The 11,011-nt window shown below is 39.0% G+C and carries 11 protein-coding genes and 1 other annotated feature; of the genes, 3 read left to right on the top strand and 8 right to left on the bottom strand.

Features of this window, described 5'->3' with window-relative positions; genetic code table 11:
• Positions 1 to 594: 594 nt before the first annotated feature.
• Together L2D08_RS22075 and L2D08_RS22070 are read left to right on the top strand one after the other, a co-directional pair.
• Entirely contained in the window at positions 595 to 1,206 is a 612-nt protein-coding gene (locus tag L2D08_RS22075; RefSeq protein ID WP_242237385.1) for a hypothetical protein, read from the top strand.
• Positions 1,207 to 1,320: 114 nt separating this feature from the next.
• Positions 1,321 to 1,983 (top strand): S-layer homology domain-containing protein, encoded by a 663-nt coding sequence (locus L2D08_RS22070; RefSeq protein WP_242237384.1) that lies wholly within the window; start codon positions 1,321 to 1,323, stop codon positions 1,981 to 1,983.
• Between the two features lie 631 nt (positions 1,984 to 2,614).
• Here L2D08_RS22070 and L2D08_RS22065 read toward each other — a convergent pair.
• From L2D08_RS22065 to trpB, 5 genes are all read right to left on the bottom strand, one after another.
• Positions 2,615 to 2,878: a DUF3986 family protein gene (locus L2D08_RS22065; RefSeq protein WP_242237382.1), complete on the bottom strand. Its 264-nt coding sequence runs from the start codon at positions 2,876 to 2,878 to the stop codon at positions 2,615 to 2,617.
• A gap of 122 nt (positions 2,879 to 3,000) precedes the next feature.
• Complete coding sequence (locus tag L2D08_RS22060) at positions 3,001 to 3,345, bottom strand: short-chain dehydrogenase (protein ID WP_255822083.1); 345 nt, start codon at positions 3,343 to 3,345, stop codon at positions 3,001 to 3,003.
• Positions 3,346 to 3,507: 162 nt separating this feature from the next.
• Complete coding sequence (locus L2D08_RS22055; protein ID WP_242237381.1) at positions 3,508 to 3,966, bottom strand: hypothetical protein; 459 nt, start codon at positions 3,964 to 3,966, stop codon at positions 3,508 to 3,510.
• A gap of 407 nt (positions 3,967 to 4,373) precedes the next feature.
• The gene (locus tag L2D08_RS22050; protein ID WP_375337630.1) at positions 4,374 to 5,096 is read right to left on the bottom strand and encodes a class I SAM-dependent methyltransferase; all 723 of its coding nucleotides are present in this window, start codon (positions 5,094 to 5,096) and stop codon (positions 4,374 to 4,376) included.
• A 46-nt stretch (positions 5,097 to 5,142) separates the two neighbouring features.
• A complete protein-coding gene (gene trpB / locus L2D08_RS22045; protein WP_242237379.1) occupies positions 5,143 to 6,309 on the bottom strand; it encodes a tryptophan synthase subunit beta in 1,167 nt (388 codons plus the stop codon).
• 54 nt (positions 6,310 to 6,363) lie between these two features.
• Positions 6,364 to 6,609: a binding site (T-box leader), on the bottom strand.
• 237 nt (positions 6,610 to 6,846) lie between these two features.
• Here trpB and L2D08_RS22040 point away from each other — a divergent pair.
• Positions 6,847 to 8,184, top strand: a complete 1,338-nt coding sequence (locus L2D08_RS22040) for an MATE family efflux transporter (RefSeq protein ID WP_242237377.1) — start codon at positions 6,847 to 6,849, stop codon at positions 8,182 to 8,184.
• A gap of 50 nt (positions 8,185 to 8,234) precedes the next feature.
• On the opposite strand, the gene L2D08_RS22035 is transcribed toward L2D08_RS22040, so the two are convergent.
• The 3 genes from L2D08_RS22035 to L2D08_RS22025 all read right to left on the bottom strand — a co-directional run bounded on the left by L2D08_RS22035 (position 8,235) and on the right by L2D08_RS22025 (position 11,006).
• Positions 8,235 to 8,822 carry a hypothetical protein gene (locus L2D08_RS22035; RefSeq protein ID WP_242237374.1) on the bottom strand — a complete coding sequence of 196 codons (588 nt, stop codon included), beginning with the start codon at positions 8,820 to 8,822 and terminating at the stop codon, positions 8,235 to 8,237.
• A 33-nt stretch (positions 8,823 to 8,855) separates the two neighbouring features.
• Positions 8,856 to 10,061 carry a ParM/StbA family protein gene (locus L2D08_RS22030; RefSeq protein ID WP_242237373.1) on the bottom strand — a complete coding sequence of 402 codons (1,206 nt, stop codon included), beginning with the start codon at positions 10,059 to 10,061 and terminating at the stop codon, positions 8,856 to 8,858.
• Positions 10,062 to 10,622: 561 nt separating this feature from the next.
• Positions 10,623 to 11,006 carry a helix-turn-helix domain-containing protein gene (locus L2D08_RS22025; protein WP_309241464.1) on the bottom strand — a complete coding sequence of 128 codons (384 nt, stop codon included), beginning with the start codon at positions 11,004 to 11,006 and terminating at the stop codon, positions 10,623 to 10,625.
• Between the last annotated feature and the right edge of the window lie 5 nt (positions 11,007 to 11,011).

Raw genomic sequence — 11,011 nt, 5'->3', positions numbered from 1 at the left:
TTCAAAGACTTTATTAAAAGCTTCTGGATGCGATTTAGTAAAATCAAAAAGTGTATCATCTATATCAAAAAAGATAATATCGTAATTCTTCATTTTATCCCACTACTTTCTAACTTTGTTAAGGGTACTTAGAAATGATTACTTCCTATAAACTTTTTCTCACATTTATTACTTAAAATTATCAAAAATATCCCTACCACTCCCGTTTATATGCCTACAAAACCTTAAAATAACATTAAAAACTTGGACTGTCTAACTTACCCTTATTGTACAATCCTGCTCCGTTAGTCGAATAAGAAAAGGCTGCCATAATGACAGCTCTGATTTTCAACTTTTGCCCCCCGTTAGTTAAACAAAAAAATCTATAACATCCTTGAGCGAGTCCTTCTTTTAAAGATGTTATCGAAAAGCCTTTTACTCAACAGTATTCCGTCTGCTATTGATTATTAGATGCCATGCAACATAAGTAAATTATGTTGCATCTATAAGTAAAGCCTAAAGAATTGATGATTTTTCAGGGTTTTTATTTGGTTTTAAATAACTATTTTGTTTTTTAATGTTAATATAAACCTAAAAAGACTAAGGGTGAAGTGTGTGAAAAAACCAATTATATTTCTTTTATTTGTTTTAAACTGTTTATTGGTAGCGTGTAGCGAGGCTGACTCAAAAGAAGTAGAAAAAGAAAATTTAGTAGTAGACTATTCTTTAGATTATCCTCGATACACTACACAAACAGAGCTAGAACAGGCCTCTGACCTGATAGTAGAGGGAAATGTATTAGACAGTAAAGTGGAAAGCGTTAATATCTCACTACCTAATGATTCAAACGATCTCAGGGAAAATCCGACTCTAGGTACAGAAAAAGAAGTGAGAGAAGAAGAGACCGAATTTTTGTATACAATTTCACAAGTTAAAGTTGCCCAAGTGTATAAGGGAGATAACGTCCAGATAGGAGACGTTGTCGAAGTAAAGCAATTGAGTGGTGGGTCAGATGGAGTAACTTATACAGAAGAAAATTCCAATCCAATTAAACCAAAAAATGAATATATAATGTTTTTGGCTACATTTCCAAATGAAATTCCTTACTCGCTGGTAAACCCTGAGCAAGGTAGTTATCAAAAGGAAAATGGAAAATATAAAGCACATCAAAACAATAAAATTAAGTTAGATGTGGAAAAATTAAAAAAGATTAAAACACAGAAATAATTCCTTCTAGAAAAAAATCAGTAGAATTTACGAACGCAACATAAATGATATTATAATCCGATAGGAAATATTATGAATTTGCGTAAGATAAATCAAAAGAAAAGAGTGATAGTGATGAAGATGGTTCAAAAGAAAACAATACTCACTATGTTCTTAAGTGCAGTGTTTCCTTTTATTTTGTTAAATTCATCCGCACAAGCAGCTTCGTTTGATCCGGTTCTTGCTGAACCAACTGAGCGTTTTCCTTTCCACGATGTACCTGCAGAATATCAGGAGCGTATTCAAGTTCTTTATGATCAGAAGGTGTTCGAAGGTTTAAATAAGGATCAATTTGGTTGGTCTCTTCCTATTAAACGTATAGATGTAGCTGTAATACTGTACCAGTCGGTCCCCATGACAACTGAAGGTGTAAAAAAAACGGAAATGAAAGATGTGCCTGAACGTGCCGTGATGGCAGTCTCTGCACTGGAAGCAATGGGCATTGTAAATGGAAAAACGGCTACATCCTTTGGCTCAAATGATACGATTACGAGAGGAGAATTTGCCCTTATGGCTTCACAAGCTTATAGAGGCACATTACGGCCAGCAGATCAGGAAACTCATACATTCTTAGATGCAACAGGGCGATATAAAGCAGCCATTGACCAGCTTCAAGCTTCGAATATTACACAGGGAAGATCCGCAAGCGAATTTGGCACATTCAAAGTAATGACTAGAGGAGAACTTGCTCTTCTTATCTATAATCTTCAAACGTTTTCTCATAAAACAGATAATTAATTAAACATGGCCATTCATTATTGGAATGGCCTTGTTTCTTATATTTATTAAATGTATGTAGTGGTTGCTATGGACGTACTGTTGAGTAACAATTTGAGTTGTTTTGCTTCTAATGTTTTAGCAACTGTTAAACGACAGTATTGATAATTCCATCAAAAGAACAAATAAAGGAGCAAGTACACTCCTTTATTTGTTCTTTCTTTAACTAACGCACCCCGTTACTTGAAGAAGAAAACTTTACTTTTCAATTCTCACTACCGTTTTTTCAGGTATTTCAATGGACTAATTTGCAATGATGTATCTTTTTTACGCAAAAAGGCAAGCTGGTATAAGTTTAATTTTATCACCAAGAAACGATAATTAAATGATTAGTTAATCAACAGTACGTCGATACTATATATTAAAAGCCCCAGCTGCCTCTGACAGCTGGCTTTCCCAATACAATATAATTATATTTATGTTGCATTCTGTTTACTGCTCAACAGTAGACCGATACTGTTGAGCAGGAGACTTTTTTTAAAATGGCTCTGTTAAACTTTAGTATTGAAAATTAAGCAAATATTGAGGGGAGCCTTTTTGGAAAGGTTTTCCTGTAACTATTTTGCAAACTTAATCTCTAAAAGATAAGTGTTTATATAATTCTTTGGTTAAATAACCACTGTTCAAATTTTTTTGCTCCGTAATTATAATCAAGTTCCTTACTTTCAATTGAAAATATTTTTATGCTAAACTCTTTTAATTCGGTTTCTTGGACAGGTTTTTTTAAACCATATTGCTCGAAATCAAAGAAAATGTCCCAAATTTCTTGTGATTGTCTTTTAAAAGCAATAGCTTCTAAATCGAAACCATTTTCGTAATAACCTAAGTGCATATGATATCTATCGTCATATAACACTTTCAAACACCTCCCCTAAAAACTACTGTATGTTCTACCTTCGTTGTTAAGCTAAAGCACCCCGTTAGTTGAAGAAGAACAAGTAAGGTTTAATGATAATACGCTTTCTATCCACTAAGGAATCAAACCCCATAATGTATTATGTGTTTGCTTTCTTCTTTAGCCTGGTTTATTTTTATAGCTAATTCATTAAGTTCAACAGATTTTTTATAAAATGTTGAAGATGTAACCACTTCATAAAATAATGATAATGATTCAGGTGGAATAATTGTAATTCCACAATAAGCTAAACCAAACTCTGGGCGTTTAAGCGAATGAAAGTAAGTTTTCATAATAGATAAATGTTCATTTAAGCTATTAACAATTTCATCATCAACAGAAATACAATTGTATTTTAGTGGTTCATAACCAATGTCATTTTTCTCATTTTCGATATTATCAATTATTCCAAATTCATGAACAGGCATTATTAATCCCTCCTAATAAGTATATTTTTATGTTGTTCCAATCACAAATACTTATTTAATTAACCTGCGCCGTTAGCTGAATAAGAAAAGGCTGCCGTAATGACAGCCGAGATATTAAACAAAATCCCTCTGCTAGTTGAACAAGGAACCCCTTTAAATCAATCATCTAAGCAGTGTTTTTAAAGCTTCCTCAATATCTTTTTCTAGGTCATTTTTTGATAAATCATATAGCGTGCCTGAACCTTCAAAGTAACCACTAAAGTAATACCACAATTCAATTGTATCTGCATAAAAATCATCATCAAATTTTGGCCCATCATAATCTATCGCTATTTGAGAACGATACTCTTTTTCTAGACATTTTTCGAAAGTTAAGCCCTTTATTTCATCTCCATCAATATCCCTGCAAATCCAAATTCTTAGATTGTGTTTTCCCTGGGTTTCGAATACATTTTCATACTTTCTTTGGAGAACTTTACTACATTCTTCTCCTAACTTTTCTAATTCAATTATCTTTCTTTTTAACTCTTCGTTTATTTCACTTTTCGGAATCGGAATGTACTTGTCATCAAACTTATTTTGCTCATCCTTTTTAAATAACCTTCTGAATTTATCAAGCATATTTTTCCCACCTATCTAGAGAAACCGTTATTTAAGTATTCGATTTCTTATTCAACTAACCTGCCCCGTTAGTTTAACAAGAAAATTAACAATACTCTCTAAACAAGGCTTTCTTCTAAGTCAGTTATCGAAAGGAGCCTTTTACTTAACAGTTCCAGTCAAGTGCTGATTAATTATGCAGGTACACCTATTAAGTAAAAAACTATTTGTTTTTCCATTTATCCATTAGTAAATATGAAAATGTTTATCAGCTAATACATGAAACCGCACTCCCTCAATTGTCATAAACTATATGAAATCTTCGTTATTGTACACACAAAGAGCAACTCTTTTACCACGATTTTATACCAAAAAAAGCGCCGGCTCTTCTAATAAAAAACCAGCGCTTATTTGAGTACATTCCAATCTTACCTTTTTTGAATTTTCATCATCGCATTTGCATTTTTCTGGAATTCAAAAGGTACCGGAATTTCTTCAACATGGTGTCCCTGTTCCTCTAATCCTGAAATGAGGTCATCCAGGTGTTTATACCGGTTACCGGACAAATCAACGAGTGGGAAAAGCCGGATTTCTTTTTTAGCCACCCGCAGCAATTCTTCGATCACATCCAGGTGAAACGACTGATCCAGCCGGTCACCATATGTAAACAAAAAATGAGCGGAAAGAATAAGGTCAAATTCATCGTCTTCAAACGGAAGAACTGGCAGTTCAGCCGGGACGTAGTGCTCCGGATCGCTTTTCATTCCGGCTGCACACTCATCAAGAGCTTGTTTTCGGTGCCGGACAAGGTCATCGATATCACGAAAATAGTTAAACACATAATCTTGTTTGACTTTCTCCATGCCTTCCATCACATGTTCAATATCCTTCTTCCCCTTGACAGCAAGTGCGTCAGCCGGGTGATAGTACGCAATATCACAGGCTGTGACATCCAGGCCTTTTTGACGTCCGATGGCTGTAAAGGAACAGGCGCCTGCCGGGCAGTCCAGTACTTTTTGTCCTTGCAGCTCTTTTATAGAAAGATCAAACATGGCCATATACTCTTCAAACGTCCGTCCAATAAATACAATCCGCCCTAAGTCCAGCCCTGATTTTGTCACATGATTTCCCCCTTTTCCTTTATCCCGCATTCGGTACTCTTCGTTTCAGCTTTGTCATCCATATGGAGCATCATATTTATTGGTTATTCAGCATATCAAATACCTGCTCCACGTCTTTATCGCCCCGTCCGGAAATGTTAACAATCACACTTTGTTCCTTTGGCAGTGTCGGTGCCAGTTTCATTACATACGCGACTGCATGCGCACTTTCAAGAGCCGGGATAATGCCTTCTGTTTTAGATAAATGCAAAAAGGCTTCTAACACTTCTTCCTTGTTAACCGCTACATAATCGGCGCGGCCTTCTTTTTTCAAGTAGCTGTGTTCAGGACCGCTTCCAGGATAATCAAGTCCAGCCGCGATGGAATAGGTCGGCATCGGATTTCCTTCCTCGTCCTGCAGTACTAAGCATCTAAATCCGTGCAGCGTTCCCGCCGTCCCTTTCGTTAACGTAGCCGCTTCACTTGGTTCCACGCCGATTAGGCGGACATGTTCATCAGATAGATATTCTGCAAAGGAACCGATCGCGTTGCTTCCTCCGCCTATACATGCAATGACCGCATATGGCAGGCGACCTTCTTTTTGGAGAATTTGTTTCCGGCTTTCTTTACTGATGACTGACTGAAAATGCCGTACCATCATCGGGAAGGGGTGCGGTCCTACAGCGGAGCCGAGCAGATAAAATGTATGATCATAGTTTTGAACCAGATCAGTAAATGCTTCATCTACTGCGTCCTTTAAACGCCCTTGTCCTTTTGAGACAGCCACCACTTTAGCGCCTAGCAATTCCATTCGAAACACATTTAACGCCTGCCGTTTTGTATCTTCTGCCCCCATATAAATCACGCATTCCATCCCGAACATGGCACAAACCGTAGCGGTTGCCACACCGTGCTGCCCTGCTCCGGTTTCCGCAATAACCCGCTTGGCACCCATTCGCTTAGCCAGCAGAATTTGTCCAAGTACATTATTGATTTTATGGGAGCCAGTATGATTTAAATCTTCACGCTTCAAATAAATTTTGGCCCCGCCTAATTCCTTCGTCAGCCGCTCCGCATAATAAAGCGGGCTTTCACGTCCGACAAACTCTTCTAAATACTCTGTAAATTCTCTTTGGAATTCAGGATCATCTTTATAGGTGTAGAATTCTTTTTCGAGTCTGTCCAGCACAGCTTGAAGATTTTCCGGTACAAAGCTGCCTCCAAATTCTCCGAAATACCCTTTTTTTACTTCTGATCCATTCATTACGAACACTCCTTTATTCGAATTTTAAGTATAAAAAAGGGCTTCTCATCCTATAAAAAGGACGAGAAACCCGTGGTGCCACCTTTGTTCGTTTATTTATAAACGCGCTCGATGTACAGAAACCAAAACTTGGCTCGATACATGGTCTCTTTTACCGGTGAGACGCTCCGCCCCGGCCTACTCTCCTGTTCAGCCAGGGTGCTCAGAAGCCCATTCAACAAAATTTCCACGCTGATTTCCACCAACCATCAGCTCTCTGAAGTGTCCCTTTTGCTTACTTTTCTTCGTCATTGCATCGAATATTTACAAGTGATTTCCATTTAGCAATTTTTATCATTCTATTATAAACTGAAGGATCGGTCAAATTCTTTTGTTTCTCTTTTTCATTTCTGAGCTTTGTTTTTAAAGATTGCATTCAGTAAAGCGGCGATAAAATGGCTTTTTTCTTTCCTCTATTTCTCCTTTCAGGCATCAGCGCTGAAGAAAGGAATGGTTTGTGGTAGATTATGAAAGGATCAAATAAAAAGGAGAGATTACTTGCGGCAAATCGATTTTACAAATGGAAATATTTTTAAGCAGTTATTTTTCTTTTCGACGCCTATTATGGCAGCCAACCTGCTGCAGGTGTCTTACCAGTTTGTGGACTCCTTGTGGGTCGGCAACCTGCTCGGGGCGGATGCACTGGGAGCTGTCAGCATTGCCAGTACGGTAATGCTGACCGTTCTTTCTTTTATTCTTGGAATTAACAATGCTGCCCTCACCATATTATCCCAGCAGCGGGCAAGCGAGAGTCCTGCAGGATTAAAAAGCTATCTCAATGCTTTTGTTGTTCTTTTAACATGCTTATCTCTTTTGATGGGTGCTGCAGGATATTTGTATACGGAAGAGATGTTAAAGTGGCTGAATACCCCAACTGAGATGATTCCTGACGCAGCTGTATACTTGCAGATTAACTTTATCGGTATTCTTTTTTTGCTTGGCTACAATTTTATCAGTACAGTGCTGCGGGCACTCGGAGACAGCCAGACGCCGCTTTATTTTGTTTTGGCTGCTGTTCTTTTAAATATTGTGCTCGACCCCGTGTTCATTTCCGTCTTCGGACTCGGCATTAACGGCGCTGCCTGGGCAACTGTCATCTCGCAGGGGCTGGCTTTTATCATGGGTGTTGTGTATACACTCCGCAAGAAAGCCGTGCCTTTTTCTATTCCGTTCCTCCCAAAAAGGGAAGAGGTTCTGCTTATTTTAAAGCTGGGCATCCCGGCTGGCTTACAAATGACGGTTATCTATGCAGGAGTGACAGCGATCATGACGGTCGTGAATTCTTTTGGAAGCGATGCTGCTGCAGGGTTCGGGGCCGCGCAGCGTTTAGACAGCTTAATTACGCTTCCGGCTATGGCACTCGGAACAGCCGTCAACAGTATGGCCGGACAGAATATAGCGGGCCATCACTGGAACCGTGTTCGCCGAATTGCTCTTTATGGTGCTCTTTATAACTTCATTACCATGCTGGCCATTGCTGTCATTGTCTTTTTGCTGGCACGATTTGCAATCACCTTGTTTATCCGGGAGGAAGAAGCCGTCGAGTTCGGCACCTCTTACTTAAAGACGATCGCTTTTTTCTATCCATTTATTGGGCTGAATTTTATTTTAAACGGGATTGTGCGGGCATCCGGTGCGATGTATCAGGTGCTTGTCCTGAATATCCTCTCGTTCTGGGTATTGCGTTATCCGCTGACCTATCTTTGCTCAGCTTTTTGGGGAGAAGACGGCATTGCCTTGGGAATGGGAATTGGCTTTGTGATCAGCAGCGTCTTTTCTTTTGGCTATTACCGGTTCGGCAAATGGCGCCAAATCGATTTGTTTGCCTCCAGATAAGCCTGCATTAAAAAGAACCTGCACCCCTTGGGAGGCAGGTTCTTCCGTGTTTACTGCATAATATTTGAGGCCGTACCAGGCCGTCTGGCTACTTTCTTTTTCGGGGCCTTTTCTTCTTTTTCTTCTTTCGGTTCTGCCGCCTCTGCTGCTTCTGCAGATACTGCCTCTTTATTTTCTTTCTCGCTGCCCTTGCTGCTTTTTTCTTTTGCGGCAGGCGGATCGGTTTTAGCCGTTTCGCTTTGGATGATTGTTTTTGAATTTAAATCATTTACAAATTTCAGCTCAACGATATCTTTATTTGCGATCGGTTCTGTTTTCTTTTTTGCCGCTGGTTCTTTTTCCGCTGTGACTCCCGGCATTTCTTTTATTTCCTGTCCAATAACGGGCTTACTGCTGTCTTCCTGTCCAGTGGAGAGCTGCATCCGCTCCGCTTGATTGCGGGTCAGCATGGCATTTAATGTGTTAATAATAGCAGGGTCAAAAATGTCGGTGTTTCCGAAATGGGCAGCCAGCTGAATAATCAAGTATTTCACTGATTCATTCGGATTTTTTTGCCCTGCGGCCCAGTCCCCGACAATATCGGGGCAGGCGGAGCTTGCAGTTTTTACATAAATGGTCGGCTTTTTGTCTTCCTGCATATGGATCCCTCCCCTCCTTCTGCCGTGCCTTTTTTATGAGACAGGGGCAGTCAATTCATCCATATAGATGTCATTAAATGTATTTAATCCGTTTACGTTCATGTCCACTGCATATTGCGGCGGAATCCACAGCAGCTTAAACCGTTCTTTCTTGGCAATCGCCATTAATTTGCTGTACAAGTGATCTTTTAGCAGAATCGAGCCGCCTCCATACACGACCGCGATATGAATTTCTTTGGAACGCATATTATTTACGAAGCTCTGTACGTCCTCTGCAATATCAAACGATAGGTTCTCCAGCGGTTCTCCGTTTAAATCCGTTAAAATATCTTCTTTAAAAGCATGAGATTTTGATTTGATAATTTCAGAGATGTCCTGCCGTGTATACGACTTTTTCTCTTTCCAAATACTCACGACCGACTCAAGTGCAACGCCAAGCCCGTACTCCAGACCTTCACTATGTTTTAATTCGTACCCGTTTGTAATGATTAGCTCGGTCGTCCCATCGCCAATATCAATGTGCATTAAGTTTTTATCCTGAAAATATTGACCGTCTAAATCCGGCTTCATATCATACTGCTTAATAAACTCATCAAACATATCCCCGGAGCGGTAGTTTCCTTCTCCATCCTCAATAATTTCGAATAATGGCGGCGTTCCTTCAGCGGACACACCTACATATCCAAATGTAACTTTCACGACTACTCTTAAATCACTTTTAATGTTTACAGTGACCATATGCGTTCCTTTTTGGAACCGCTCTTTAAAGATTTTTGCGTTCACTTCATTATAAACAGAAGCCGGAAGGCATGTGGACATGTTGACCGTTACTTCTAACACATCGTTGTTTTCAATGGTTTTCTTTTCTGAAAAATGCTCTTGTACCGTTTTTACAGCTACAATGCCGAGTGTATTAATAATAGGCAGATCCTGTTCATGCTTTTTTCCTTTTTCTAAATTCATATTCTTTACTTTACTGGCGGCTACCCCTGCCATGGCTGCATGCCCCACCAGTACTCTTGTATTGTCTGCGAGCTTTATAGCAGGACTTGAAATTGTAATATCAATATTGTTGTGCAGTTCGTTTATGGCTTCTATCAATGTGGTTTTCTTTTCAGACCGCGGTTTGGATATGCGGGCAAAAACGTTCGGGTGCTTTACCGGAATTCCGTTTATAACCAACTTGTGTTCACTGTTTCCATTATCGTTTGAAACAATCAAATCATACGTGTTCTCCATTTTAATCTCTCCTTTTTAGTAAGTAGGCCAATAGAGATAAGCAGCGTGTTTCTTTTTAAAAATTAAGAGAATAGTATAGGATATTACGCAACACTAGTAATTATTCTTCTAAATTACCGTTCTATGAAATTTTTTTTTGAAAAAGACTGATTTTTTTATAGACTGAGCAGCTGCGCGCTATATTGTCCTGTGTATAAAGAAGATAAAGCTGTTTTGAACAAAGAATAAGGGCTGCTCCAGAAATCAATGTTCATCGACTTTTGGAGTAGCCCCTTTTTCTTATTTTCAAACATCTTTCGCGATATTTACAATGTGGTATACTTTTGCTCATTGTACTTCCTCTGTCAGCAAATAGCCCACTCTTATCATCAAACCCAAGGAATAAGCCATCGATATAAAAAACGCTGAAAATCATTTCAACTACCACGTCATCCCCACTGGCTGCTGTGTACATTGATCAGAACATTGAATAAAAAACATTCACATGGTCAGGCTACGGTGATTCATTCCATGCTGTTTTTTTGACGGCATAGCATTTTCACCCTGCATTTACCAGGAAAATTATCCAAACTTTTTCCCTGTTTGGTTTTTTTTGCTTCTCTCTTCTACGGCTTTTAAAAATTGATTAATATGATTTAATTCTTCTTCATTTAAAGGGACACCATCCCAATGAAGCTCTCCAGCGAGCAGGTTTTTCGTATTAAAGCCTTCAAACCGGTCTTTTCTTTCTTTTTGGTCCGTTAAGCATAGGATGTAATCCACTGAAACATTATAATAGTGGGCAAACAATGTCATTTTTTCTAAAGAAGGCTGCCGGAACTCAGACTCGTATCCAGCATAGGTCGATTTTGCGACATTGACAATTTTTGCAGCATCATCCATGGTGAGATTTTTTTCTAACCGAAGCCCTCTTAATTTTTCTCCATACCCTATAATGGTACTCACCTCTT

It is taken from the genome of Domibacillus sp. PGB-M46, from assembly GCF_022668875.1.
Taxonomy (GTDB): domain Bacteria; phylum Bacillota; class Bacilli; order Bacillales; family Domibacillaceae; genus Domibacillus.
Note: the sequence above shows the minus strand (reverse complement) of the source record. Positions and strands in the feature narration are given on the sequence as shown.

What these genes read in the sequence shown, in the direction of transcription:
- L2D08_RS22070 (WP_242237384.1), top strand. Translation starts at nt 1,321, where the DNA reads ATGAAGATGGTTCAAAAGAAAACAATACTCACTATGTTCTTAAGTGCA.
- L2D08_RS22060 (WP_255822083.1), bottom strand. Translation starts at nt 3,345, where the DNA reads ATGCCTGTTCATGAATTTGGAATAATTGATAATATCGAAAATGAGAAA.
- L2D08_RS22055 (WP_242237381.1), bottom strand. Translation starts at nt 3,966, where the DNA reads ATGCTTGATAAATTCAGAAGGTTATTTAAAAAGGATGAGCAAAATAAG.
- L2D08_RS22050 (WP_375337630.1), bottom strand. Translation starts at nt 5,096, where the DNA reads ATGCGGGATAAAGGAAAAGGGGGAAATCATGTGACAAAATCAGGGCTG.
- trpB (WP_242237379.1), bottom strand. Translation starts at nt 6,309, where the DNA reads ATGAATGGATCAGAAGTAAAAAAAGGGTATTTCGGAGAATTTGGAGGC.
- L2D08_RS22035 (WP_242237374.1), bottom strand. Translation starts at nt 8,822, where the DNA reads ATGCAGGAAGACAAAAAGCCGACCATTTATGTAAAAACTGCAAGCTCC.
- L2D08_RS22030 (WP_242237373.1), bottom strand. Translation starts at nt 10,061, where the DNA reads ATGGAGAACACGTATGATTTGATTGTTTCAAACGATAATGGAAACAGT.